Origin of the sequence: Pseudomonas sp. SWI44 (genome assembly GCF_002947915.1) — a bacterium.
GTDB classification, from domain to species: Bacteria; Pseudomonadota; Gammaproteobacteria; order Pseudomonadales; family Pseudomonadaceae; genus Aquipseudomonas; species Aquipseudomonas taiwanensis.
In genome coordinates this window covers 51,946-77,778 of sequence record NZ_CP026674.1, presented here as the reverse complement: position 1 = coordinate 77,778, position 25,833 = coordinate 51,946, and the positions used below count along the sequence as shown (strand labels likewise).

Genomic DNA, 25,833 nt, shown 5'->3' with positions numbered 1-25,833 from the left:
GGCGTGGGGCTGCACCCGGGAACGGGTGGAGATGGCCATCCCGGACACCCCGCCGGTTGGTGAATGTAGGCCGGCAGGTCTCCTGACTGGTGCGTCCTTGCCCGGCTCCGGCCTTCCCGGATCGGCAGACCCAGTGGCTTGGTTGGAGCAGGCTCGGCACCTACAGTTGCGGGGGCAGTTCCGATTGGCCTGTGAAAGCTGGCCCTGGATTCCCTATTAATTCCGTGGTGGAAACCGGCGGGCCGCATGGTAGACCATTCGGCCGCCGGGTGAAAACGTCATATCAGAAGTACTTCAGCCAGCTGATGTCGCGGCGACGCGCCTTCAAGCGGCCGAATGCCCGCACCGGCAGGTACAGCGCCACCGCCAGCAGCACGGCGACCAGCCACACTGCACCGATCCCGTCGAAGCCAAAATACTGGCCCTGGTTCAGCCCGAACAGGGCGACGCAGGCCAGGTACAACAGCTTCAGGACGTAAAGGTGCAACAAGTAAAAGAACATGGGGGCTGCGCCAAACACGGCCAAGGCCCTGATCCAGCGAGCCTGGCCGGCACGTTCGAAGACGCGCAGCAGCACGAGGCCGCCCCCCAGGGTCAGGGCCAGGAACAGCAGTGAAGGAGGGTACTTGGTGATGTTGAAGAAGCTCATCGCCGTCTGCGTCAAGGTTGGGTAACCGCTCCAGGGCGCCTCGCCATAGCCATTGATCATGCGCAGCACGACGAAGCCCAGCAGGGCGATCACGCCGGCCATCAGCAGACGATGCTGGCGTTGGCCTGCGTCGCTGCCGCGGGCGAACCATGGACCCATGCCATAGCCCAGGGCGATGACGCCAATCCATGGCAACACCGGGTAGGACGTGCGTAGGCGCAGGCCGTCGGAGAGCGTCAACCAACCACGATCATGCAACATGGCCCACGGGACATGCAGAGCCGATCCCGGCTCGAAGTGCAGGCCGTCGAGCAGGTTGTGCCCGGCCACGATGACAGCGCCCACGGCGAGCATCAGCGGACGCGGCAGCCACACCAGCACAGACAGGGCAATCATGCTCACGCCAATGGCCCAGATCACCTGCAAGTAGATGACGGTGGGCGGCAGTTGGAAGGTCCAGGCGAAGTTGACCAGGGTGAACTCCAGTGCCACCAGGAACAGCCCGCGCTTGAACAGAAATGCCGACACATCGCTGCGGCCCTTGTGCTTTTCGCCGTACAGCCAGGCCGAAAGGCCAGTGAGCAGGACGAACACCGGGGCGCACAGATGGGCGAGGGTGCGACTGACGAACAGCGAGGGCTCGGTGGTGTCGATGTCCATCGGGTCGCCTACCTGGCGGTGCAGGAAGAAGGTTTCGCGGACGTGGTCCAGCAACATGAACACGATCACCAGGCCGCGCAGGGCATCGATGCTGTGCAGGCGCTGGGTGAGTTGGGTAGGCGTGGCTATGGCGCTTGTCATAGGGGGTCGCAGGCAGGAATCATTATCAAGTGAAACGTTATCTTATAACTATTTGATGAGCCCTGAACAGGCTTTTTCAGGTGGGTGACATTTTGTCGCGCCCGCGCCAGCACTGAATAATCGTTATTGCCCGGCGCGCACGGGACAATCTCGATATTTTGGCTTTTCAGTCACGCACGACAGGCTTATGGTGTAGGTCGTCAAATTTCTTGGAGCTTCCATGTCCAGCCGTTTCCCTGTTGTTCGCCCTCGTCGCCTGCGCCAGAACGAGTCCCTGCGTACCCTGTTCCAGGAGACGGAGTTCCGCCTCGAAGACCTGATCCTGCCGATCTTCGTCGAAGAGGGCATCGATGACTTCGTCCCGATCACCAGCATGCCTGGGGTCAACCGCATCCCGGAGAAACGACTCGCCGAGGAAATCGAGCGTTATGCCCGTGCCGGTATCAAGTCGGTAATGACTTTCGGTGTTTCCCACCACCTGGACGAAACCGGCAGCGACACCTGGAACGAAAACGGCTTGGTCGCGCGCATGGCGCGAATCTGCAAGGACACCGTGCCGGAGATGGTGGTGATGTCCGACACCTGTTTCTGTGAATACACCAGTCACGGCCATTGCGGCGTGTTGCATGACCATGGCGTGGACAACGATGCGACCCTGGCCAACCTCGGCAAGCAGGCGGTGGTGGCCGCTGCCGCGGGCGCCGACTTCATCGCCCCTTCGGCGGCGATGGACGGCCAGGTCCAGGCGATTCGCTCCGCCCTCGATGGCGCCGGCTTCCATGACACCGCCATCATGGCCTACTCGACCAAGTTCGCCTCGTCGCTCTATGGCCCGTTCCGCGAGGCCGGTGGCACCGCACTCAAGGGCGACCGCAAGAGCTACCAGATGAACCCGATGAACCGTCGCGAAGCCGTGCGCGAATCATTGCTCGACGAGCAGGAAGGCGCTGACGTGCTGATGGTCAAGCCAGCCGGCGCCTACCTGGATGTGATCGCCGACATCCGCGCAGCCTCGCGCCTGCCGCTGGCGGCCTACCAGGTCAGCGGCGAGTACGCGATGATCAAGTTCGGCGGCCTGGCTGGCGCCATCGATGAAGGGCGCGTGGTGCGTGAAAGCATTGGCGCGATCAAGCGTGCCGGCGCGGACCTGATCCTCACCTACTTCGCCATGGATCTGGCCCGCGAAGGCATCTGAGACACGCGACCCGGGCTCAGCGGGGCATGTAGCCCCGTTGCCATGAGCGCGGAATGAACCGCGCCACCAGGGCCAGCAGGCACGCCAGGGCGCAACTGCCCACCAGTGCCTGCAGGCCCAGGTGATGTTGCAACCAGCCGCCCAGCGCGGCACCCAGCAGCATGCCGCTCCACGGCACCAGTTGCACACGCCAGCCGTCGCGACGTTCACCCATTAGCCAGCGGCCAAAGCCGCGACCGAACCGGGACAGCGCTCCGGTCACGTAGGTCAGGCCGATCGGCAGCCCATTCACTTGTTCGACCACGGCATTGATCATGCCCATGGCCAGGATCGCCGCGATCAGGGGTAGCCAACTCGTGACCGTTGGCCAGGAGGCCGCCAGGGCAAGCAGGGCTGCGACCACCACCAGCACAGGCCAGGCTCGTTGCCTGAAACCGCGGGCCAGCACTATCCCCAGCGCATTACCAAGCACGAAGCTGAGAATGGCGGCGCTCAGGCGCAGCACCAGGGCCAGGTCCGCCTGGCTGATGGCCACTGCCAGGCGGGTGGTGTTGCCACTCATGAACGAGACGAAATCGCCTAGCGCCAACAGGCCAATGGCATCGGTCATACCCGCCAGTACCGATAGACTGGCGACCAGGCCAAGACCTACCCGACCACGCAATCTCTGCAGCCTCAGGCGTTTGGCGCTGCGCGAGGGCAGGGCATTGGGCAACATAGCGGTGGTCTCAGCGCAGCAGGTTTTCGCGGGCCAAGGTGCCCTTCAGGGTGCGCTCGACCACATCCACCAGGACCATGGTCTGGTGGTCCACCTCGATATTGATCAGGTCACCGTTCTGGTAGCGGGCGAAGGTGGTCTGGCGCAGGGTTTCGGGAATCAGGTTGATGGTGACGACGTTTTCTTCGACGTCGGCGACAGTCAAGCTGCAACCATTGACGCCGAGGAATCCGCGCGCAAATACGTATTTGGCCCATTCCGGCGGCATGCGGAACTTGATGAAGGCGCCGGTCTCCTTGATCGACAGCTCGACAATCTCTGCAGTGGTGGCGATGTGGCCGGCCATCAGGTGCCCACCGACTTCGGCGTTCATCTTCGCCGAGCGTTCTATGTTCACGCCTTGGCCTGCGCTGAAGAAGCGCAGGTTGGTACGTTCGAGGGTGGCGGTCATGGCGTCGAACTTCACCTGACTGCCGTTGATTTCGGTGACTGACAGGCAGGTACCTTCTACGCTGACGCTGGCGCCGATCTTCAGCTCATCGAGCAGCTCGGCGGTGAGGTCGATGGTGAACTGGTTGTGACCTGGGTAGCGGGTTACATCAAGTAGAGGGCGGACGGCCTGGACGATGCCGGTGTACATGGGGAGCTCCTGGGCACAGGGAATGCTGAACTCTCGAACGCTATGCCCGTGGGCCGGTAAATGCAAGCGCTTGGCTTTCGTGATGGGGGTTGTGGACGCCGATCCTGCGCGGGTAAACCCGCTCCGACAGCGGGCTGGCATGTGGCTAGGTAAAGTGTCTGTCCATCAACGCCGCGCCGACAATTGCTGCGGCGCCAGAAACGCTCCGTGGAAGTAGGTGCGCACGGCCTGCATCGCTGGGCTGAATGCCCGTTCGCGGTGCCAGGCCAGCCCCACGCTCATGGGTGTGACAGGGTCGCTGATGGTGACGGTCTCGATCCGCTTGCCCTCCAACGACCAGGGGCGGTGCACCAGATCGGAGAGGATCGCCACGCCACTGCCGTTGGCCACCATGCTGCGCACCGCTTCGACCGAACTGGTGCGCACGCGCACACGGGGTCGCTGACCGGCCTGCTCCCAGTATCGTAAGGTGGCTTGTTCCGCCTCATCCACGGTCAGCTGGATGTAAGGCTCGCGGGCCACGTCGGCCAGGCTCACCGATGAGCGTTCGCACAGCGGGTGATGGCTGGGAAGCCACAGTCGACGCTCGGAGTTGAACAGCGTCTCGGAAACGATATCCGGGTGCGTCAGGTTGGCGGTCAGCACCACGGCCATGTCGAAGTCGCCCTCCAGCAGGCCTTGTTCGATGGTGCTGCGTTCTTGCTCTTGCACCTGAAGGCTCACATCCGGATGCCAATGCTCAAGCCGTTGCAGGTGGTGCGGCAGGAAGTAGCCCAGCACCGTGTAACTGGCTGCCAGACGCAGCACCCCGCTGGCGCGCAGGTCGGGCAGCGGGCTGTTGAGCGCGTCATCGACGCTGCGCAAGATCACATAGGCGCGGTTGAGAAAGTGCCGGCCGGCCTCGGTCAAGGTCATGCCCTGGGCCGAGCGCTGAAACAACAGCGCACCGAGCATCGCCTCCAGCTCCTTGATGGCGGTGGTCACTGCCGACTGGGAAATGTTCAGGTGGATCGCAGCCTGGGAAATCTGGCCGATTTCGGCGGTTGCGACGAAGTAACGGACCTGGCGCAGGGTCAGTGACACAGCATGCTCCTGTCGTATCTGTTTTTCAGAAGACACCCCCTCTGTTTATAAATCTTCCCAAGGGGGTGGGGAAAATCTAACGTGGCTGGCATGCAGTCACAAGTATCAGGAGCCAGGGTATGCACGCAGTGGATTTCAACTCTGACATGGGTGAGGGGTTCGGTCCCTGGACCATCGGTGATGGTGTCGACGACGAGCTGATGGCCTACATCAGTTCGGCCAACGTCGCCACCGGTTTCCATGCAGGCGACCCCGGCACCATGCGCCGTACCGTGGCGCGGGCCAAGGCGTTGGGCGTGGCGGTGGGTGCCCATCCAGGTTTTCGTGATCTCGTCGGTTTCGGGCGTCGCCACATCAATGCGCCAGCCCAGGAACTGGTCGACGACATGCTCTACCAACTGGGTGCGCTACGTGAAATTGCCCGTGCCCAGGGCGTGTCATTGCAGCACATCAAACCCCACGGCGCGCTGTACATGCACCTGGCCCGTGACGAAGAAGCCGCACGTCTGCTGGTGGAAAACCTGCGGGTGGTCGAGCCTGAGCTGTTGCTTTACTGCATGCCTGGTTCGGTGATCTGCCGTGTCGCCCAGGAGATGGGGCAGCCGGTGGTCCGTGAGTTCTATGCCGACCGCGAATACGACTTGAGTGGCTCCATTGTGTTCACCCGTCATGTACGCGGCTACGAACCCCAGCGGGTTGCCGAACGGGTTCTGCGCGCTTGCCAGGAGCGGGTAGTGCGTACAGTCGAAGGCCAGGACCTGGCGATAAGTTTCGATTCCATTTGCCTGCACAGCGATACGCCTGGCGCTCTTGACCTGGTCGAGGCCACACGCAAGGCGTTGAATGGGGCGGGCATCAGGGTGCGCGCACCGCGCTGAGGCCTGTCACAGGCACCCGGCGCAGACAAGCCTGGGCCTCCGCATGATTCGAATTCGCCTGCCTTTGTATAAAGACTCCAAAAAGGAACAGAGATGGCCGAGCCGCTTGCAACTTCCCCGATTCGCTACAGCTTTGGTGCCGACGAGCACTTGTTCGCCGAGGTCAGCGACAGCATGTCGCTGGAAGCCTTTTTCAAAGGTATGGCCGTGACACGTGCAGTAGAGCGCCTGGCGCTGGACGGCGTACTGGATGTGTGCCTGGCCAATGCCTCGTTCCAGATCCGCTTCGACCCGGACCGTATCGCCCCGCAGGACCTTTTGGAGGCGGTACGTGGCGCCGAGTCCGAAGCGGTAGCCGAGCGCTCGCTGCAGACGCGCATCATCGAGATTCCGGTGTTGTACAACGACCCCTGGACCCATGAAACCCTGATGCGCTTTCGTGACCGCCATCAGGAGCCGGACAGCACCGATCTGGAGTATGCGGCGCGAATCAACGGCCTGGCCGATGTTCAAGCGTTCATTGCCGCGCACAGTGGTGCGCCGTGGTTCGTGTCCATGGTCGGTTTCGTCGCAGGCTTGCCGTTCATGTTCCAGATGGTCGAGCGAGAACGGCAGTTGCAAGTGCCCAAATACCTGCGTCCGCGCACCGACACACCCAAGCTGACCCTTGGACATGGCGGTTGTTTCGGTTGCATCTACTCGGTGCGCGGAGCAGGGGGATACCAGATGTTCGGCGTGACCCCAGCACCGATCTATGATCCGCAGCAGCGTCTGCCCTACCTCAAGGAGCACATGGTGTTCTTCCGTCCGGGCGATATCGTGCAGTTCAAGCCCATCGACCGGGCCAGCTACGACCAGGCCGTATCCGATGTGGAAGAGGGACGTTTCAACCTGCGCATACGCCCCGTGGACTTTGACCTCGATGCCTTCCTGGCCGACCCGGTGGGCTACCCGAAATCGCTTCAGGAGGTACTGGCATGATCAAGGTGCTCAAACCTGGCTTGGCCACATCGGTTCAGGACCTTGGCCGCGAGGGTTATTATCATTTGGGTATCCCGCCTTCCGGCGCTCTGGACCAGTATGCCCTGTGCGCGGCCAACCACCTGGTGGGCAATCCGGCGGGTGCGGCGGCACTCGAATGCGCGCTGGTGGGGCCGGAACTGGAGTTTCAGCACGATGCCTTGGTGGCGGTGTGCGGTGCACAGATGCCGGTGCTCCTGGACGGTCGTCAACAGCCACCGGACACGGCGTTTGCGGTCCGCGCCGGACAAGTGCTGCGCTTCGGCTTTCCCTCGGCGGGCGCCCGTGCCTATCTGGCAGTGGCCGGTGGTATTCAAGTGCCCGAGGTGCTTGGTAGCCGATCGACCTACGCACTGGGGGCGCTTGGAGGATTGCACGGCCGCAAGCTGATGGTCGGCGATGTGCTGCCGGTGGGTGTGGGCACTGGAAAGACGCGGGCAGGTGCGAGTTTGCCAATGGCGCTGCGTCAATCGCTAGGTGGGGAGGTGGTGCTGAGGGTAGTGCCCGGGTTGTATTTCCACCGTTTGACCGAAGCGGCTGCCAAGAGCTTTTTCACCGAAGCCTGGACGGTGGGCTCGGAGGCCGACCGCATCGGCTATCGCTACAAAGGCGCAAGCGCGTTGAGCTTCCAGCCCCGTGAGCAACCCTTCGGCGCCGGGTCGGACCCTTCGAACATCGTCGACAGTTGCTACCCCATTGGCTCGATTCAGGTGCCGGCAGGGCTTGAGCCGATCATTCTGCACCGCGACGCGGTGTCGGGTGGCGGGTATGCCATGATCGGCACGGTGATCAGCGCCGACCTCGACCACATCGGGCAGATGCAGCCGAACCAGCAGGCAAGATTCCTGGCCGTTAGCCTTGAGGAGGCTCTACAGGCCCGGCGTTCGTACAAGAAGAAACTTGCCTGCCTGGGGCGGTTGTTCGGCTGATCAATGTCATTTGCCGGCGGCGTGGCTGATCTTTTTGCCCCGTTGTTCCGCCACTTCCAACGCCTGGCCGTCGCGCTGCTTGCCTTGGCGCGCCAGGCCTTCCAGCTGTGGAATCAGCATCCCTTCGGGCAGGTGGCGCCAGAACCGCCCTGGCATGTGCAGGCGCAAGGCTTCGGGGTTCAGGCGGGCAGGGTTGAAGGTGTGACGATAATAGGTGCGCCACAGCTCGGCATCCGGATCGTTGGCATGGCGTGCCCACTGCTGCCAGGTCGATGGGCAGCAGCGTTGGTAGTCGAAATGCTGACCGTCGAAACGAATGCCGTCCTGAGGCGTGGCGATCATCCAGCGTTGGCGACCCAGACGATCGGCAAAATGCGCGCTGGCGCTTTCCAGGATGTCATGTGCCGGCTCATGGTAAGCCACCAGATCCAGTTGCAGCTCATGGGCAAGCGCTTCGGGCAATGGCACGAAGCGCAGGAAGGCATGCAGGTGGTGTGCTTCGCGGTTGACCTGCTTGATACGACGGTGCAGTTCGCTGCCCAGGCGGTCACCGGCGAGCATGGCTGTGCGGTCGCCATGGGCCACGCGCCAGAGCACTTCGTAGAGCAGGTTCCAGCGTTGCTCGCCTCGGTAGCGAGCCGCCCGTTCGAGTTGGTTCAGCAATTCCGGCGGAACCCGTGCGCGAAAGGGACCGGGGCCTTCGGGCAATGGTGTTGGCACCGCCAGTAAGTCGTCCATCGGACCCTGGGACCAGGTCACCTCGGCCGGGTCGATGCCGTGGCCAAGCAGTGTCCGGGCCTGGCCGCGCCAGGTGGCGAAGTGGTTGTCGCAGTCGAGCGCGATCATCCCCACAACCCCATCTGTACCGGAGCCTGGGACTCACGCAGACGGGCCCGCAGCAGGCCGCTGCGCAACTCGGCCTGCGCGGGCCGGTAATCGCTGGTGACGATGAACGGGCGCGCCTTGTCCAGCACGCAACGCAGCTGGATCAGGTCATCGTAGCGGATGCGTCGCTCGCGGCGAAGTGCCACCAGGCGTTGCACACTGCGCAAGCCAATGCCCGGAATACGTGCCAGCAGGGCGGGTTCTGCGCGATTCACATCCAGTGGAAACACATCGCGGTTGGCCAGTGCCCACGCCAGCTTCGGGTCAATGTCCAACGCCAGGTTGGCGTTCGGGCCCAACAGCTCGCCTGCCTTGTAGCCGTAACCTCGAAGCAGGAAGTCAGCCTGGTACAGACGATGCTCGCGCAGGAGCGGCGGCGCGGCCAGCGGCACGCTGTTGGGGCTGTCCGGGATGGGGCTGAACGCCGAGTAGTACACACGCTTTAGCCCGTAGCCCTGGTAGAGCGATTCGGCGTTGCGCAGCAGGGTGCTGTCGTCGGTCGAGTCGGCCCCGACGATCACCTGGGTGCTTTGCCCGGCCGGGGTGAAGCGCGGTGCCTTGGGTTCGTTGGCCACAGCCTGTTGGCCGCGATGGATCACGCCCATTGCCTGGCGAATGGTGTGCGCTCGTTTCTCCGGCGCCAGGCGCTTGAGGCTGGCGTCGGTGGGCAGCTCGATATTGACACTCAAGCGGTCGGCCAGGCGCCCAGCTTCCTCGATCAGCAAGGGGTCGGCGTCGGGAATGGTCTTGAGGTGGATGTAACCGCGGAACTGGTGGGTTTCCCGCAGCAGGCGGGCTACGCGGATCAACTGCTCCATGGTGTAGTCGGCCGAACGGATGATGCCGGAACTCAGGAACAGCCCGCTGATGCAGTTGCGCCGGTAGAAGTCCAGGGTCAGGCGAACCACCTCCTCGGGGGTGAAACGGGCCCTGGGAACGTTGCTGGATCGACGATTGACGCAGTACTGGCAGTCGTACAGGCAAAAGTTGGTCAGCAGCACCTTGAGCAGCGAGACGCAACGCCCATCCGGGGTGAAGCTGTGGCAGATGCCCATGCCATTGGTTGCACCCAGGCCATCGCCACCGCGCGAATTACGCTTGGGCGCACCGCTGCTGGCGCAGGAGGCATCGTACTTGGCGGCATCGGCAAGGATGCCGAGCTTGGCGATGAGTTGCATGGCGTCGTCTCGCAATACTGATTATGCATACAGTATTTTGAGTGTGCCCGGATTGCAAGCACCTGCGCGCGGCACCCGACTCGCTTCGGCGACCGCTAGACCTTGGGATCAGGATTGCGCCGCGGCCCACACCTGCAGGCGGAACCAGCTGCGCATCGGGTCTGCGTGGGTTCGTTGGTGCCAGATCTGCATCACTTCCACCTGCGCAAGCTTCAGCGGCAGCGGGTGATGACACAGGTCCTGATCACGCTCGGTGGCGTCCTCTGCCACCGAGCGAAGGCAAGTGAGCAGCAGGTCGGTACCCCGCACCAACCTGGCCGGCGCCAGGAAACTCGAAAGGCCCGCAACCACCTTGCGGCGGTGCCCTTGGGCGTGCAAGGCCCGATCCACCAGGCCATCGAGATCGCCCGTGAGGGTGGTCAACAGGTGATCGCAGCGCAGGAATGTATCCAGGTCCAGGCCTTGGGCCAGATGTGGATTGTGTTTCCAGGCGAGCACGACGAAGTCCTCGCTGAGCAGACGCTGTTGGTGAAAGGTATCTGGAAGGTCGGTGTAAAAGCCGGCGATGGCCAGGTCGCAACTGCCTTTTTCCAATGCGTCGCGGGGTAGCTGACCCCGCGTGTTATGGGTGACCAGCACCAGGTTCGGCGCCTGCTCGCGCAAAACCGGCAGCAGTTTCGGTAACAAGGTCTGCTCGATGTAATCGGTGCTGTACAGGTGCAGGCGGGCAGGGCGGGAGAGGAAGTCCTGGCCATCGCAGCGCTCGTAGAACGCCTCCAGCCCTTCCACCAAACGCTGTACCTCGGGCGCCAGTTCGTGGGCCCGAGGCGTCGGGGTCATCCCCCGCGGCGCGCGGACGAACAATGGGTCGCCAAACTGGTGTCGCAGTTTGTTGAGCTTGTGGCTGAGTGCGGGTTGGCTCAGGGCCATGCGCTCGGCGGCAAGGGTGGCATTGCGTTCCTGATAGAGCACGTGGAACAGGTGCAGCAGGTTCAGATCCTTGTGGGTGATATTCATTTTAAGAATCGCAGGCATGAAGGCTTTCGAATAATCGAATCATAGCGCGCCGGGTAGCATGGGCCCACTTTTCGCTTGATCCGGAGAACGTTGCATGAAAAAGACATCCACTCTTGCGTTGGCCGTGGCCGGCGCGCTGCTTGCCGGCACGGTCAGTGCCGCCCCCAAGGGGGAAGTGCTGGTGCTGCTGTCCAGCGAGAACCAGCTGCCGCTGCAGGGCGGTACAAGCTATGCCACCGGCTACTACCTCAACGAGTTCGGTGTACCTGCGGACCAGTTGCTCAAGGCTGGCTACACACTGGTCCTGGTCACGCCCAAGGGCAACGCGCCGAGGGTTGACCAGCGTTCGGTCGACCCCCAGTATTTCGGCGGCGATGCTGCCGAGATGCAGCGCATTCAGACGGTTGTGCAGGGGCTGCCGGACATTGGTGACACGCTTTCGGTGAAGGAAGTACTGGCCGGTGACCTGGACCGTTATGCGGGGCTGTTCATTCCAGGTGGCCATGCGCCGCTGATCGACCTGGCGAACAACCCTGAGGTCGGCGCTTTGCTGAACCACTTCCACCAGGCGGGCAAGCCGACCGCTGCCATCTGCCATGGCCCTATTGCGCTGCTCTCGGCTCAGAAAGACCCGGCCAGTTACCAGGCCGCACTGGCCCGTGGTGAGAAGCCAGCAGCCACTGACTGGGTGTACCAGGGTTACAAGATGACCATTTTCTCCGACCCGGAAGAGCAGGTGTTCGAAGGCTCGCTCAAGGATGACCGGCTGCTGTTCTATCCGGCCAAGGCAATGGCTGGAGCCGGCGGTAACATGACCTACGCCCCGGCATGGCAGCCGAACGTGGTGGTGGACCGTGAATTGATCACTGGGCAGAACCCCTTCTCGGACAAGGCGCTGGCCAAGGCGTTGCTGGAGAAGCTGGCAAGCCGCCGGCAATGACAGCCTTGTGGTTGCCAAGGCGGTTTCCGTGATCGCGGGCGACCCTGCGCCGACCAGGGTTCGCTCTGCGGTTTGAACTAAACTTATGCGTGGTTCGCTTGCAGAACGTTTCATCCATCCGACCACCGCCCTCCGGACAGGACTGCCCTCGTTGACGGTGGCCTTCTTGCAGAGGAGGGCTGGTCATGGACGAGGCAAGGCTTCACGATTTCATGGGCAAGCTGGTCGGCGACATGGGCGCGGCGGCGACGCTGGCCAATGTCATTCTCGGCGATGAGCTGGGGCTGTACCGAGCCATGGCTGACAGCCAACCCGTCACCCCCGAGGCACTTGCGGCCAAGACCGGTTGCCACCCACGGTTGGTGCGTGAGTGGCTGAATGCCCAGTCGGCCGCCGGCTACGTCGTTCATGAAAAGGGCAGCTTCGTGCTACCCGAAGAGCAGGCCATGGCCCTGGCGCTGGAAGACTCCCCCGCCTACATGGCAGGGGGCGCGTCGGTGATCGCCGCCCTGTTCCATGACAAGGACAAGCTGGTGGCAGCCATGCGCGGTGGTGGAGGCCTGGCCTGGGGCGATCATCACCCGTGCATGTTCAGCGGTACCGAACGCTTCTTCCGGCCGGGCTATCGGACCTTCCTGGTGGCTGACTGGTTGCCAGCGCTGGAAGGCGTGGTGGCCAAGCTGCAGGCCGGGGCGAAGGTCGCGGACGTGGGATGCGGTCATGGGGCGTCGACCCTGGTCATGGCCGAGGCGTTTCCAGCCTCGACCTTTACCGGTTACGACTACCACGCGCCTTCTATCGCCACGGCCAGCGAACGTGCACGCGAGGCTGGGCTGACTGAACGCGTCAGTTTCCAAAAGGCTTCTGCCAAGGATTACCCAGGTCATGATCATGACCTGGTGTGTTTTTTCGACTGTCTGCATGACATGGGCGACCCGGTCGGGGCGGCGCGGCATGCCTACCGTGCGCTCAAGGCAGATGGCACGGTAATGTTGGTGGAGCCTTATGCCGAGGACTCGCTGGATGGCAATCTGACGCCGGTGGGGCGGCTCTTCTACGCGGCCTCGACGTTTATCTGCACACCGAATTCGCTTTCGCAGGAAGTCGGGTTGGGGCTTGGCGCCCAGGCCGGGGAGGCGCGTTTGCGGGCGGTGTTCGAGGAAGCGGGATTCACCCGGTTCCGGCGCGCGACGCAAACGCCCTTCAACCTGATCCTGGAGGCGCGCAAGTAGCAGGCGCTGGCTTGTCAGGGATGCGGCCAAAGCAGAAGGGGCGCCATGTCGGCGCCCCTTCTGTCTTGTTGCTTAGGCTTCAGCGTCCCAAGGACGGTCGCCTTTTTCGTCTTTCACGCGGGTTGGCAGGCCCATGACGTCCAGCGCCTTGAGGAACGGCTCGGCTGGCAGCTCCTCGACGTTGACCATGCGCTTGGCATCCCACTCGCCGCGTGCGACCAGCAGGGCAGCGGCCACTGGCGGTACGCCAGCGGTGTAGGAAATGCCCTGGCTGTCGGTTTCGGCGTAGGCTTCTTCGTGGTCCGCGACGTTGTAGATGAACACTTCGCGGGGCTGGCCATCCTTGGTGCCCTTGACCAGGTCACCGATGCAGGTCTTGCCGGTGTAGCCCGGGGCCAGGGAGGCCGGATCAGGCAGCACGGCCTTGACCACCTTCAGCGGTACCACTTCCAGGCCTTCGGCGGTCTTGACCGGTTGCTCGGAGAGCAGGCCCAGGTTCTTCAGCACGGTGAACACGTTGATGTAGTGCTCGCCGAAGCTCATCCAGAAACGCACGTTCGGTACGTTGAGGTTCTTGGAGATCGAATGAACTTCGTCATGACCGGTCAGGTACAGGTTCTGCGAACCTACCACCGGCAGGTCGTCGGTACGCTTGACCTCGAACATGGTGTTGCTGGTCCACTGGCTGTTCTGCCAGCTCCAAACCTGACCTGTGAATTCGCGGAAGTTGATTTCCGGGTCGAAGTTGGTAGCGAAGTACTTGCCGTGGGAACCGGCATTGACGTCGAGAATGTCGATCGACTCAATGCTGTCGAAATACTGTTGCTGCGCGAGTTTCGCGTAGCTGTTCACCACACCCGGGTCGAAGCCGACACCAAGAATGGCGGTAATGTTCTTTTGTTGGCACTCTTCGAGGTGTTTCCACTCGTAGTTGCCGTACCAGGGCGGCGTCTCGCAGATCTTGCCCGGTTCTTCGTGAATGGCGGTGTCCAGGTAGGCGACACCGGTATCGATGCAGGCACGCAGCACCGACATGTTGAGGAAGGCGGAACCAACGTTGATCACGATCTGCGATTCGGTTTCGCGGATCAGCGCCTTGGTCGCCTCGACATCGAGAGCATTGAGCGAGAAGGCCTGGATGTCGGCGGGTACCTTGAGGCTACCCTTGGCCTTTACGCTGTCGATGATGGCCTGGCATTTGGAGATGTTCCGCGACGCAATGGCAATACGACCGAGTTCGTCGTTATGCTGCGCGCACTTGTGGGCCACCACCTTGGCGACACCTCCTGCACCAATGATAAGAACGTTCTTCTTCAATTTATCCCTTGCTCCTTACTGAAAGCCCGTCTTACGACAGGCTGGAAACGTAGTCTTCGAAACCGAACTCGCGGACAACTTCGACGCTGCCGTCGAGTTGCTTGACCACGATGGCTGGCATTTTCAGACCGTTGAACCAGTTTTTCTTGACCATGGTGTAACCCGCCGCGTCGATGAACGACAGGCGATCGCCGATGGCCAGCGGTCGATCGAATTGGTACTCGCCGAAGATGTCACCGGCCAGGCACGACTTGCCGCAGACCATGTAGGTGTGTTCGCCCTCGTTAGGGGCCATCTTGGCATTGAGGCGGTAGATCAGCAGATCGAGCATGTGCGCTTCGATGGAGCTGTCGACCACAGCCAGGTGCTTGCCATTGTAAAGGGTGTCGAGCACGGTCACTTCGAGCGACGCGCTCTGGGTGATGGCAGCTTCGCCCGGCTCGAGGTAAACCTGCACGCCGTACTTTTCCGAGAAGGCTTTCAGGCGCGCGCAGAAGGCATCCAGAGCATAGTCTTCGCCGGTGAAGTGAATGCCGCCACCGAGGCTGACCCACTCGACCTTGTGCAGCAGGTGGCCGAAGCGTTCCTCGATGTGCGAGAGCATCTTGTCGAACAGGCTGAAGTCGCCGTTCTCGCAGTTGTTGTGGAACATGAAGCCGGAGATCTGCTCGATGACCTGCTCGATCTTGGCCGGGTCCCATTCGCCCAGGCGGCTGAACGGGCGGGCCGGGTCGGCCAGCAGGTAGTCGGAGCTGCTCACCTGCGGGTTGACGCGCAGGCCGCGAACCTTGCCTTCGGACTGCTCGGCGAAGCGTTGCAGCTGGCCGATGGAGTTGAAGATGATCTTGTCGCAGTTCTCGAGCATTTCCTCGATTTCATCGTCGGCCCACGCCACGCTGTAGGCATGGGTTTCGCCAGCGAATTTCTGGCGGCCGAGCTTGAGCTCGTACAGCGACGAGGAAGTGGTGCCGTCCATGTACTGTTGCATCAGGTCGAATACCGACCAGGTGGCGAAGCACTTGAGGGCGAGGAGGGCCTTGGCACCGGAGTGTTCGCGCACGTAGGCGATCTTCTCCATGTTGCCCAGCAGCTTGGTTTTATCGATGAGGTAGTACGGCGTCTTGATCATTTAAAGGCCCCCGGCCAGGCCGGCCAAAAAAAGGACACGCATTGTGCCTTCACTTGCCGTATATCGAAAGGGCGGAAGACGCATTTCGTCAGAGTTATGTGGCTGACGGTAATCGATGCGCCATCCGTCCTTCGCGCAAGGCAGTTGAACAGACGAATATGACTATCCTAATCGCCGCGTTCGGTGGCTGGCGGGAACCCGATCGACGACCTGCGCCGTACCTGCCAGCAGGGGAGATCTACTGCGCCGCCGCCAACCAGGTCTGAATCTGCGCCAGGGTCGCCGTGGCGCCACCACAGACCACCACCAGCACCTGGCGGTATTGCTCCAGTGCCTGCGGGTCGTAGGCCAGGGCCAAGGCTGCGCCGCAGGCTGGCTCGACCAGTACCCGATGATCGAGCAGGAACCGCTCGCAAGCCTGTAGTGCGGCGCGGTCGCTGACCAGGTGGCTCTGGACCGGGTGCGTGCGCACGCAGGTCAACGCTTGATCGGCCACCCGTTTGGCGCCCAGCGAGGTGGCGACCGACGTGATGCGCGCCAGTTCGATGGACTGGCCGGCCTGCATGGCCGCGTGCAGCGATGCTGCACCTTCGGTTTCCACCGCCAGCACCGGTACATCGTCCCAGCCGTTGCGCTGCAGGCCTTCGACCACGCCGCTGAGCAAGCCTCCGCCGCCAACCGAGAGCACCACCGCATCGGGTTTGAAACCGGCCTGGGCCAGCTCGTCCACCAGGCTGGCATGGCCGGTCCACAGCAATGGGTCGTCGAAGGGGTGGATGAAGGCATCGTTCGGCCCGACCAAGGTCTGCGCCAGTTCGTTGGCCTCCTGCCAGGAACTGCCGTGCACCACCACCTCGGCGTTCTCGAGGCGCAGCAGCTCCTTGGCGCGTTCAGTGGTGGTTTCGGGCACCACCACCGTGACCGGGACGCCCAACTGGCGACCGGCATAGGCCACGGCCAGGCCAGCGTTGCCACCGGAGGACGACACGAAGTGCCGGGCTCCACGCGCATGATGCGTCTCGCAGGCGTGGCCGACCCCGCGTAACTTGAACGAACCGCAGGGCTGCAGTGCATCGAGCTTGAGCCACACCGCTCGACCGGCTGCGATGGACATGGGCCGGGATTCGATCAGGGGCGTCTGAATGTGCAAGGTCATGGGTAGATCCCTCTGTTTACCAAGGCTGAAATGAGTCGCGTACGGTACAGGTCACATTGCCTCCTGGACCATCTGTAGAAAAGTCGCCACCACCCGCCGTGTGCGTTGTTCGCTCAAGCACACCAGGGTTTCGGTCAGGTGCCGCTGGCAATCGACGATAGGCAGCGCGCATACACGGGCGTCGGCGCCGAACTCGGCTGCCGAGACCACCCCCACGCCAATTCCCACCACCACCGCCTCACGCGCGGCCTCCCGGCCCTCGACCTGAATCGCCGGGCGTATGCGCAGGCCGGCACGTTGCATTTCTTCTTCAAGCGTTTGCCGGGTTACCGAGCCCGGTTCGCGAAGCACCAGCGGTGTGTCGTCCAGGTCGGCCAGGCTGATCGACCCGCGACTGGCCCATGGGTGCTGATGGGAGACGAAGGCCACCATCGGGTCGCGTCGCAATGGCACGCAGTGCAGGCGCTCGTCGTCGACATCGCGCCCCAGCAGCGCCAGGTCCGCCTGGTAACTGAACAGGCGGGCGAGGGATTCATCGGTGTTGCCAGTCTCGACCTTTACTTGGATGCCTGGATAGCGCTGGCAGAAGCGGGCGATCTGCGGCAGCACGTGGACAGGCGCATCCACGGCCAGGACCAGGCTGCCGGTTTGCAGGGCGCGGGAGTCTTGCAGCAGCTCGTGGGCCTCGGCTTCGCAGGCGAACAGGCGCTGGCTGATACCCAGCAGGCGTTCACCCAGGTCGGTCAGGTGCACCGAGCGCTTGTTGCGATGAAACAGCAACACGCCAAAGCGTTCTTCGAGTTTGCGCACCTGGTCGGACACCGCCGGTTGGCTCAGGAACAGTTTTTCTGCGGCGCGGGTGAAGCTCCCGTGCACGGCCACGGCATGAAAGGCCTTGAGTTGAGCGTGGGAAACCGCCATGACGTCTCCAGTAACAAGCTGAGCTTATGTCTGAAATACCTTAAATCGTTTTTATTTATCAGTCAGTAGCTGTTTCCATACCGATCAGCCCCAACCAGCCGCCACAAGCGGCCGCCTGTGGCCATGGTGCCCATACGGCGCCATCTGACCAGATGACGAGCCACGTCATGCAGTGCGCAACACAACAACAAGACAGGCATTTTCTTCACATTCTGCCGGCACACTTGAGCAAGAGGTCAGAGTCAAAATGAATCAAACCCTAGCCGCGATGAAACGTTGGCGCGTACAGATCTTCGCCATCACCTGGCTGGCCTACGCCGCCTTCTATTTCACCCGCAAAGCGTTCTCGGTGGCCAAGCTTGGCATCGGCGAAGACCCGAATTTCATGCTCGACAAGGCCGCCATGGCCAACCTCGATGCGATCTACCTGGCCGCCTATGCCGTGGGCCAGTTTACTTGGGGCATGCTTGCCGACCGCTTTGGCCCGCGCGTGGTAGTGCTCGGCGGCCTGCTGATTTCGGCCGCCGCTGCGGTGGTGATGGGCAGTTACGCCACCTTCCCGATCTTCGCCACCTGCATGTTGATCCAGGGCCTGGCGCAGTCCACCGGTTGGGCGGGGCTGTGCAAGAACATCGGCAGCTTCTTCCCGGCCTCGCAGCGTGGCCGGGTATTGGGGCTGTGGAGTTCCTGCTATGCCTTTGGCGGCTTGGTCGCCTCGCCATTCGCCGGCTGGTGGGCCTACACCCTGGTCGGCACCTGGCACGCGGCGTTCTTCTCCAGTGCCGCGGTGGTGGCGGCTGTCGCTGTGCTGTTCTTCTTTCTGCAGCGCAACAAACCCGAGGATGTAGGCCTGCCAGCGGTGGAGCCTGAGCCGCAGAGCATGTCCCCGGGTTCAAACCTGTGCAGTGTCTGGGCGCCGCTACGTGAAGTGCTACGCAACCGTACGGTACTGACCCTCGGCCTGGCTTACTTCCTGCTCAAGCCGGCACGTTATGCCATTTTGCTGTGGGGGCCGGTGATCGTCTTCGAGCAAATGCCTTCGGTGGGCAAGGTGGGGGCGGCGATCATTCCGACGGCCTTCGAGCTGGCCGGACTGCTGGGCCCCATCATCATTGGCCTGGCCTCGGACAAACTGTTCGGCGCGCGGCGCATGCCGGCCTGCGTGATCAGCCTGCTGCTGTTGACCCTGACACTGGCAGCCTTCATGGGTGCGATGCATAGCGGCAGCGTGATGCTGGTGGTGGCGCTGCTGTTCGTCATGGGCCTGACCCTCTATGGGCCTGACTCGATGATCAGCGGCGCGGCAGCGATCGATTTCGGCACGGCCAAGGCGGGGGCAACGGCGGCCGGTTTCGTCAACGGGTGTGGTTCGGTGGGTGCCGTGCTGGGCGGCTTGCTGCCCGGTTACTTCGACAGTGTCACGGTGTTCATCGTCTTCGCAGGCTGTGCGCTGTTCTCGGCCCTGGTGCTGGTGCCGCATTGGAACAGTCGCCCGGCGAGCACGGCCCAGGCCAGTGACGTGGCGCCCAACACCAGCATGGCAATAAAGCCACTGCGTACATAAAGGAAAGCAAGCGAATGAGACCCTTCTGGCTGCAACAGGCCCTGGATTCCGAACAGGCGGCTGTTTGCCCACCGCTGCAGGGCGATGCCCGCTGTGATGTCTGCATCGTCGGTGGCGGCTACACCGGGCTATGGACAGCACTGATGCTCAAGCAAGCGGTGCCAGCACTGGATGTATTGCTGATCGAGGCGGATATCTGCGGCGCTGGGGCCAGTGGGCGCAACGGCGGATGCGCGCTGTCGTGGTCGGCCAAGTATTTCACCTTGGAGCGTCTGTTCGGGGTGGCTGAGGCGGTGCGCCTGGTGCGCGAGTCCGAGCGCAGTATCAGCGCCATCGGCGCGTTTTGCGCCGAGCATGGCATTGACTGCGACTACCGACTGGATGGCACGCTGTACACCGCTACCAATCCGGCCCAGGTGGGGGCCACCGACGCAGTGATCGCAGCGCTGGAGCAGAAGGGGATCAATTCGTTCCAGCGTTTGCCGCTGGAACAGGTGCAGCGCCTGGCCGGTTCGGCGCGACACCTGGAGGGCTGGTTCTCTCCGGCTGCCGCCACCGTGCAGCCGGGGCGCCTGGTGCGCGGCCTGCGCCGGATGGCCCTGCAGCTGGGGGTGCGAATCCATGAAGGCACGGCCATGACCGGGCTTGAGCATGGCGCTCCGGTGCAGGTGCGCACTGCCCACGGTACGGTCCGTGCCGACCGCGTGGTGCTTGGTCTCAATGCCTGGATGGCGCGGGCATTCGCGCAGTTCGAACGCACCGTGGCCATCGTTTCCAGCGATATGGTGATCACCGAGCCGTGCCCCGAGTTGCTCCGGGAAATCGGCCTCGACAGCGGCATCAGCGTGCTCGATTCGCGCATTTTCGTGCATTACTACCACAACACCTCTGACGGCCGGCTGATGCTCGGCAAGGGCGGCAATACCTTCGCCTATGGTGGGCGCATGCTGCCAGTGTTCGACCAACCGTCGCCGTACCGGCCCTTGCTGCGCGAGAGCCTCGGCGCGTTCTTCCCAGCGCTGGCCGATGTGCCTCTGGCGGCCAGCTGGAACGGGCCCTCGGACCGTTCGGTGACCGGTTTGCCGTTCTTTGGCCGGTTGGATGGGCAAGGCAACGTGTTCTATGGCTTCGGCTATTCCGGCAGCGGTGTAGGGCCTTGCCACATGGGCGGGCAGATTCTCTCGTCGCTTGCGCTGGGGCTGGACAACCCATGGACCCGTTCGCCACTGGTCAACGGACCGCTGGGCCTGTTCCCGCCAGAGCCGATTCGCTACCTGGGCTCGTTGATGGTGCGCAATGCCATTCGGCGCAAGGAGCGCGCCGAGGACCAGGGTGTAAGGCCGCGGCGGCTGGACGTGCGGCTGGCACGGTTCGCGGCGGCGGCGGGTAAGTCTGACAAGGCCTGAGTGGCTCTGGGCGTGTAGGCGCTGGCTTGCCAGCGCTTGGGCGAAGATTTCTTGTCGAACCATCGCCCGAGGGCGTATAAACTGCACCCACTTTTGGCCGGTCGCTTCCTGAACCGGCCGCTGAAACAAAGAGAGTCGACATGGGCGCACAGTGGAAAGCCAAACATAAAGAAGCCGCGGCCAACGCCAAAGGCAAGATCATGGGCAAGCTGTCCAAAGAGATCCAGATTGCCGCCAAGTCCGGCGCCGATCCCGACATGAACCCGCGTCTGCGCCTGGCCATCGAACAGGCCAAGAAGGCCTCGATGACCCGTGAAACCCTGGAACGGGCGATCCGCAAGGGCGCAGGGCTCGATGGCGACGCGGTGCAGTATCAGGCTGTGAGCTACGAGGGCTTCGCACCGCACCAGGTGCCGCTGATCGTCGAGTGCCTGACCGATAACGTCAACCGCACCGTCGCCCAGATCCGCGTGCTGTTCCGCAAGGGCCAGCTGGGTGCCAGCGGTTCGGTGGCCTGGGACTTCAACCACGTTGGCCTGATCGAGGCGACCCCGAACGGTGACGCCGACCCGGAAATGGCCGCCATCGAGGCCGGCGCCCAGGACTTCGAAGAAGGCGAGGAAGAGGGTTCGACCCTGTTCATCACCGACACCACCGACTTGGACGCCGTGCAGAAGGCGCTGCCAGAGCATGGTTTCACCGTGACCTCGGCGAAAATCGGCTACACCCCGAAGAACCCGGTAAGCGCTGCCAGCCTGAGCGCTGAAGCCCTGGCCGAGGTCGAGGCATTCCTCGAAGCGATCGACGAAAACGACGATGTGCAGAACGTCTACGTCGGCCTGACTGCCTGAAGACAGGGGCCGCGTTGCGTCCCAATCGCCGGCAAGCCGGTTCCTGCAGGGGCTGGGGGGCTGGCGATTGGGCATGGCGCTCCCTTGCTGGAAGGCTTGAATGAACCCCACCTTCACCTCCCTCAGCCTCGCTCACCTGCGTACGCTTGACTGCCTCCTGCAGTTGAAGAACCTCAGCCATGCAGCCGAGCGCCTGGGCGTCAGCCAGTCGGCCCTAAGCCGTCAATTGGCCCATCTGCGCGAAGCGTTCGACGACCCGCTGCTGGTGCGACAGGGCCGCGGCTATGTGCTCAGCGAGCATGCCGAAGCCTTGGTCGAACCGCTGCGTCAGGTGCTGGAAGAGCTCCAGGCCCTGCGCCAGCCAGCGGCCTTCGACCCAGCCCGTTGCGAGCGTCGGTTCTGTCTGGCTGCCTCCGATTACGTCGCCGAACATATGCTGCCGCTGCTGGTGGCAGCGCTGGAGCGCGAAGCGCCGGGCATAAGCCTGGAGTACCGCACCTGGCAGGCTGGCCAGTATGCGCTTCTGGCCAGTGGTGAGATCGACCTGGCCACGACCCTGTTCGATGAGTCTCCACCCAACCTGCACGGCCGCCTGCTGGGCGAGGACCGTGCGGTGTGCCTGATGCGTCAGGACCATCCGCTCACAGCATTCGAAGCCTTGAGCCAGGAGGACTACCTGGCGTTCAAGCATGTGCGTATCTCAGGTGGCGGCGACAAGGACAGCTTCATCGATCGCCACCTGCGCGCCCAAGGCCTGCAGCGGCGGGTTGGCCTGGAAGTGCCGTTCTTTTCCGCCACCGTGCAGGTGGTCGGCAACAGCCAGGCTGTGGCGACCGTTCCCGAACACATCGCCCGCCAATTGTGCCGGCTGCACCCACTGGCCTGGCGACCGCTGGGCTTTATCGAGCACACCCAACGCTACTGGGTGGTGTGGCACCAGCGCCTGCAGGCATCTGCTGAGCATCGCTGGTTGCGCAACCGAGTCTTCGAGCTGTGGCGGCAATCGCAGTTCGGTGTACAGGGCGGTCATGCGCCTTTGCCATAGCAGGTATGCGCCAAGTGGGGTTCTTCGGCGGCGTGGGGCTGCCTAGACTGGGGGACATCGTGGTGTCGGGGCTGGCCCTTTTCGTGGGTGAAGCCGTTCCTTGCAGGACTGCGCTGTTTTCGGAGCCAGTGAGTAATCTGTGGGAGCGGGCGTGCTTGCGCAAAGAGCGGCACTGACGCCAGGCACCCCCAAAGGAGACTGAGCGTGACCCCCGAACAATTTCGCCAGTATGGCCACCAACTGATCGACTTGATCGCAGACTATCGGCAAGGTATCGCCGAGCGCCCGGTCATGGCACAGGTTGAGCCGGGCTATCTCAAGTCGGCATTGCCCGATGCAGCGCCGCAGAAGGCCGAGCCGTTCGAGGCAATTCTCGACGACGTCAACCACCTGCTGATGCCTGGCCTGTCGCACTGGCAGCACCCGAATTTCTTCGGCTACTTCCCGTCCAACGGCACGCTGTCGTCGGTCCTGGGCGACTTCCTCAGCACCGGCCTGGGCGTGCTCGGGCTGTCCTGGCAATCCAGTCCGGCACTCAGCGAGCTGGAAGAGACCACCCTGGATTGGCTGCGCCAATTGTTGGGTTTGTCGGCACAGTGGAGCGGGGTTATCCAGGACACCGCTTCGACCAGCACCCTGGTGGCGCTGATCTGCGCGCGCGAACGAGCCACCGAGTACGCCTTGGTGCGGGGTGGCCTGCAGGCCGAGGCAAAACCGTTGGTCGTGTATGTCAGCGCCCACGCGCACAGTTCGGTGGACAAGGCAGCGTTGCTGGCGGGTTTCGGACGCGACAACATTCGCCTGATCGCCGTTGACGAACAGTTCGCCATGCGCCCTGAGGCGCTACGCGAGGCCATCGTGCAGGACCTGGCAGCGGGCAATCAGCCCTGTGCGGTCGTCGCCACCACCGGCACCACCGCCACCACCGCGCTCGATCCGCTCCGTTCGATTGGCGAGATCGCCCAGGCGCATGGCTTGTGGCTGCACGTTGATTCGGCCATGGCTGGTTCGGCGATGATCCTGCCGGAATGCCGCTGGATGTGGGAGGGCATTGAGCTGGCCGACTCGGTGGTGGTCAATGCCCACAAGTGGTTGGGCGTGGCCTTCGACTGCTCGATCTACTATGTGCGCGACCCACAGCATTTGATCCGGGTGATGAGCACCAACCCCAGCTACCTGCAGTCGGCGGTGGATGACGAGGTGAAGAACCTGCGCGATTGGGGGATCCCATTGGGTCGTCGGTTCCGCGCGTTGAAGCTGTGGTTCATGTTGCGAAGCGAGGGGGTAGAGGCCTTGCAGCAACGCTTGCGCCGGGACCTGGAAAACGCCCGCTGGCTGGCCGAGCAGGTGCAGGCTACGGCGCAATGGGCGCTGTTGGCACCTGTGCAATTGCAGACGTTGTGCATTCGCCATTGTCCAGCAGGGTTGGATGGCGAGGCGCTGGATACCCACACCAAGGGCTGGGCGCAACGGCTCAATGCCTCGGGGGATGCTTATGTCACGCCGGCTACCCTGGATGGGCGCTGGATGGTGCGAGTGTCGGTGGGGGCTCTGCCGACCGAGCGAGAGCATGTGGAGCGGTTGTGGGAGCGGTTACAGCAAATCGTCAACGACTGAAACAAGGGGGCCGCTAAGCGGCCCCCTTGTCCATCAATGTCCTACTGTCTGAAAGCTGCCTTTGCGGCTGGCCTCGTAGGCTTCTTTTTCCATCGGCTTGGCCTGTGGGTTACCCAGGTCTTCCATTGCCAGGCGGTGGGTTTCCGGTGCCAGGTAGGCAGCGAAGGCGCACACGCAGGTGATGAGGAACGCCAAACCGCCGATCACCAGTGGGATGTTGTCCGAACCTGGCGGGGCAACGAAGGCGAACAGCGCCGGCAGCATGGCGGTGAGCATGGTGCCGATGTTCTGTGCGATGGCCATGGCCGAGACCCGGTAGCGGGTCTGGAACAGCTCTGGATAGAAGCTTGGGAACACCGCGTTGTAGCCTTGGTACACCAGGCCCCACATCACGATCGAGGCGACGAAGGCCATCGGTACGTTCTGGATGCTGATCGCATACAGGTAGACGAAGGCTAGCAGACCAGAGCCCAGGCAACCGGCAATCATGGTCGGGCGACGACCGATCTTGTCCGAGAGGTTGCCGACGAACGGAATCACCAACACTGCAACGATGTTGCCGACCACCGGAATCCACAGGTAAACGCTCTTGTCGAAGCCAATGCCGTAGGCCGGCTGTACTGCGTAGGCTGCACCGAAGATGGTGGCCACGACCGGGATCACGTTCATCAGTGCCATGAACATCACCAGCACCATGTGCTTCCAGCTGTGACGGAAAGCTTCTTTGACGGGCGACTTGGCGACTTTGTCCTGCTTCTCTTCTTTCACGAAGGCTGGGGTTTCATGCACTTCCCGGCGGATGATGAAGCCCGCTACCAGCACCAGGGCGCTCATCAGGAACGGAATACGCCAGCCCCAATCGTTGAAGGCTTCACTTGGCATGAAGTAGGCCAGCGGCAGGAATACCGCGGCGGCCATGACCTGACCGGCCTGTACGCCCTGCAGTGTGAAGCTAGCGTAGTAGCCGCGCCGGCCGAACGGAGCGTGCTCCATGATCATCGAACTGGCGCCGGAGATTTCGCCGGCCACGGCAAAGCCTTGGACCAGGCGCAGCAACACCAGCAGTGCCGGGGCCAGCAGGCCGATGTCGTGGTAGGTAGGCAGCAGGCCGACAGCCATCGTCGACAGGCCCATCAGGAACATGCACAGCAGCAGTACGTTCTTGCGCCCGCGGGTATCACCCCAGTGGCCGAGCACGAAGGCGCCGACCGGACGGGCCAGGTAGCCGACACCGTAGGTGGCCAGCGAAGCGATGATGGCCATTTTCGGGTCGGTGTTGGGGAAGAAGATCTGCGGGAAGATAAGGGCCGCAGCTTGCGCGTAAATGAAGAAGTCGTAGTACTCGAGTGCCGAGCCGATCCATCCGCTGGCGGTCGCCTTCTTGGCTTGAGAGCTGGAGTGGGCCATCGTTGTCTCCGTTGTTCTTGTTGGTTACCGCACGGCTGGCAGCGTTCGCGAGGCGCGACAAGGGGCCAGACGTAGCGATCGATATCGGGAGTAGGGGCGTTGCTAAATGGCGCGCAATCGCGGATGGGAAGTGCGAAGGGAGAGCGAGCGAGCAGGTGCGGATCGCAAGGCGACTGGAGTGTGCATAGGTCGGTACCCGGTTTATTGAACTTATTATGTGGTGATACTGGGCTCTTCAGCGCAGGTTCCGCCGAA

23 protein-coding genes and 1 riboswitch are annotated in these 25,833 nt (G+C 62.8%); of the genes, 11 read left to right on the top strand and 12 right to left on the bottom strand.

Annotated features, from left to right (window positions below):
* Positions 1–54 precede the first annotated feature (54 nt).
* Positions 55–254, bottom strand: a riboswitch (cobalamin riboswitch).
* Positions 255–283: 29 nt separating this feature from the next.
* Entirely contained in the window at positions 284–1,450 is a 1,167-nt protein-coding gene (locus C4Q26_RS00370) for a DUF1624 domain-containing protein (RefSeq protein ID WP_104882541.1), read from the bottom strand.
* Between the two features lie 220 nt (positions 1,451–1,670).
* On the opposite strand from C4Q26_RS00370, the gene hemB reads away from it, so the two are divergent.
* Positions 1,671–2,645, top strand: coding sequence for a porphobilinogen synthase (hemB, locus tag C4Q26_RS00365; protein WP_023380196.1), 975 nt, complete (start codon positions 1,671–1,673; stop codon positions 2,643–2,645).
* A 16-nt stretch (positions 2,646–2,661) separates the two neighbouring features.
* Here the strand turns inward: hemB and C4Q26_RS00360 are convergent, their stop codons facing one another.
* From C4Q26_RS00360 to C4Q26_RS00350, 3 genes are all read right to left on the bottom strand, one after another.
* The gene (locus tag C4Q26_RS00360) at positions 2,662–3,363 is read right to left on the bottom strand and encodes a YoaK family protein (protein ID WP_023380197.1); all 702 of its coding nucleotides are present in this window, start codon (positions 3,361–3,363) and stop codon (positions 2,662–2,664) included.
* Positions 3,364–3,373: 10 nt separating this feature from the next.
* The gene (locus C4Q26_RS00355) at positions 3,374–4,003 is read right to left on the bottom strand and encodes a riboflavin synthase (protein ID WP_023380198.1); all 630 of its coding nucleotides are present in this window, start codon (positions 4,001–4,003) and stop codon (positions 3,374–3,376) included.
* Positions 4,004–4,168: 165 nt separating this feature from the next.
* Positions 4,169–5,086 (bottom strand): LysR family transcriptional regulator, encoded by a 918-nt coding sequence (locus C4Q26_RS00350; RefSeq protein WP_023380199.1) that lies wholly within the window; start codon positions 5,084–5,086, stop codon positions 4,169–4,171.
* Between the two features lie 119 nt (positions 5,087–5,205).
* On the opposite strand from C4Q26_RS00350, the gene C4Q26_RS00345 reads away from it, so the two are divergent.
* From C4Q26_RS00345 to C4Q26_RS00335, 3 genes are all read left to right on the top strand, one after another.
* Positions 5,206–5,964, top strand: a complete 759-nt coding sequence (locus C4Q26_RS00345; RefSeq protein WP_023380201.1) for a 5-oxoprolinase subunit PxpA — start codon at positions 5,206–5,208, stop codon at positions 5,962–5,964.
* A 93-nt stretch (positions 5,965–6,057) separates the two neighbouring features.
* Positions 6,058–6,945 (top strand): allophanate hydrolase subunit 1, encoded by an 888-nt coding sequence (locus C4Q26_RS00340; protein WP_023380202.1) that lies wholly within the window; start codon positions 6,058–6,060, stop codon positions 6,943–6,945.
* Positions 6,942–7,913, top strand: a complete 972-nt coding sequence (locus tag C4Q26_RS00335) for a biotin-dependent carboxyltransferase family protein (protein WP_104882540.1) — start codon at positions 6,942–6,944, stop codon at positions 7,911–7,913. The genes C4Q26_RS00340 and C4Q26_RS00335 overlap by 4 nt, the downstream gene beginning before the upstream one ends.
* A 6-nt stretch (positions 7,914–7,919) precedes the next feature.
* Here C4Q26_RS00335 and C4Q26_RS00330 read toward each other — a convergent pair whose 3' ends face one another.
* From C4Q26_RS00330 to C4Q26_RS00320, 3 genes are all read right to left on the bottom strand, one after another.
* Entirely contained in the window at positions 7,920–8,765 is an 846-nt protein-coding gene (locus C4Q26_RS00330; RefSeq protein ID WP_027907180.1) for a TIGR03915 family putative DNA repair protein, read from the bottom strand.
* A complete protein-coding gene (locus C4Q26_RS00325; RefSeq protein ID WP_023380208.1) occupies positions 8,756–9,976 on the bottom strand; it encodes a putative DNA modification/repair radical SAM protein in 1,221 nt (406 codons plus the stop codon). Before C4Q26_RS00325 ends, C4Q26_RS00330 begins: the two co-directional genes overlap by 10 nt.
* A gap of 108 nt (positions 9,977–10,084) precedes the next feature.
* A complete protein-coding gene (locus C4Q26_RS00320; protein WP_104882539.1) occupies positions 10,085–10,993 on the bottom strand; it encodes a LysR family transcriptional regulator in 909 nt (302 codons plus the stop codon).
* Between the two features lie 94 nt (positions 10,994–11,087).
* On the opposite strand from C4Q26_RS00320, the gene C4Q26_RS00315 reads away from it, so the two are divergent.
* Positions 11,088–11,933: a type 1 glutamine amidotransferase domain-containing protein gene (locus C4Q26_RS00315; RefSeq protein WP_023380210.1), complete on the top strand. Its 846-nt coding sequence runs from the start codon at positions 11,088–11,090 to the stop codon at positions 11,931–11,933.
* Positions 11,934–12,118: 185 nt separating this feature from the next.
* Positions 12,119–13,165, top strand: coding sequence for a class I SAM-dependent methyltransferase (locus C4Q26_RS00310; protein WP_023380211.1), 1,047 nt, complete (start codon positions 12,119–12,121; stop codon positions 13,163–13,165).
* A gap of 72 nt (positions 13,166–13,237) precedes the next feature.
* Here C4Q26_RS00310 and C4Q26_RS00305 read toward each other — a convergent pair whose 3' ends face one another.
* From C4Q26_RS00305 to C4Q26_RS00290, 4 genes are all read right to left on the bottom strand, one after another.
* Complete coding sequence (locus C4Q26_RS00305; RefSeq protein ID WP_023380212.1) at positions 13,238–14,482, bottom strand: saccharopine dehydrogenase family protein; 1,245 nt, start codon at positions 14,480–14,482, stop codon at positions 13,238–13,240.
* Between the two features lie 31 nt (positions 14,483–14,513).
* Positions 14,514–15,611, bottom strand: a complete 1,098-nt coding sequence (gene nspC, locus C4Q26_RS00300; RefSeq protein WP_023380213.1) for a carboxynorspermidine decarboxylase — start codon at positions 15,609–15,611, stop codon at positions 14,514–14,516.
* Positions 15,612–15,849: 238 nt separating this feature from the next.
* On the bottom strand, positions 15,850–16,767 hold the full coding sequence (locus tag C4Q26_RS00295) for a pyridoxal-phosphate dependent enzyme (RefSeq protein ID WP_023380214.1): 918 nt from the start codon (positions 16,765–16,767) through the stop codon (positions 15,850–15,852).
* A 51-nt stretch (positions 16,768–16,818) separates the two neighbouring features.
* Positions 16,819–17,688, bottom strand: a complete 870-nt coding sequence (locus C4Q26_RS00290; protein ID WP_023380215.1) for a LysR substrate-binding domain-containing protein — start codon at positions 17,686–17,688, stop codon at positions 16,819–16,821.
* A 247-nt stretch (positions 17,689–17,935) separates the two neighbouring features.
* Here C4Q26_RS00290 and C4Q26_RS00285 point away from each other — a divergent pair, with 247 nt between their 5' ends.
* The 5 genes from C4Q26_RS00285 to C4Q26_RS00265 all read left to right on the top strand — a co-directional run bounded on the left by C4Q26_RS00285 (position 17,936) and on the right by C4Q26_RS00265 (position 24,171).
* Entirely contained in the window at positions 17,936–19,252 is a 1,317-nt protein-coding gene (locus C4Q26_RS00285) for an MFS transporter (protein WP_027907182.1), read from the top strand.
* A gap of 14 nt (positions 19,253–19,266) precedes the next feature.
* Positions 19,267–20,658, top strand: coding sequence for an FAD-dependent oxidoreductase (locus C4Q26_RS00280; protein WP_104882538.1), 1,392 nt, complete (start codon positions 19,267–19,269; stop codon positions 20,656–20,658).
* Between the two features lie 140 nt (positions 20,659–20,798).
* The gene (locus C4Q26_RS00275; RefSeq protein WP_023380218.1) at positions 20,799–21,509 is read left to right on the top strand and encodes a YebC/PmpR family DNA-binding transcriptional regulator; all 711 of its coding nucleotides are present in this window, start codon (positions 20,799–20,801) and stop codon (positions 21,507–21,509) included.
* Positions 21,510–21,609: 100 nt separating this feature from the next.
* Positions 21,610–22,554, top strand: coding sequence for a LysR family transcriptional regulator (locus tag C4Q26_RS00270; protein WP_104881868.1), 945 nt, complete (start codon positions 21,610–21,612; stop codon positions 22,552–22,554).
* Positions 22,555–22,758: 204 nt separating this feature from the next.
* On the top strand, positions 22,759–24,171 hold the full coding sequence (locus C4Q26_RS00265) for a DOPA decarboxylase (protein WP_023380220.1): 1,413 nt from the start codon (positions 22,759–22,761) through the stop codon (positions 24,169–24,171).
* A gap of 33 nt (positions 24,172–24,204) precedes the next feature.
* Here the strand turns inward: C4Q26_RS00265 and C4Q26_RS00260 are convergent, their stop codons facing one another.
* A complete protein-coding gene (locus C4Q26_RS00260; RefSeq protein ID WP_023380222.1) occupies positions 24,205–25,578 on the bottom strand; it encodes an MFS transporter in 1,374 nt (457 codons plus the stop codon).
* Between the last annotated feature and the right edge of the window lie 255 nt (positions 25,579–25,833).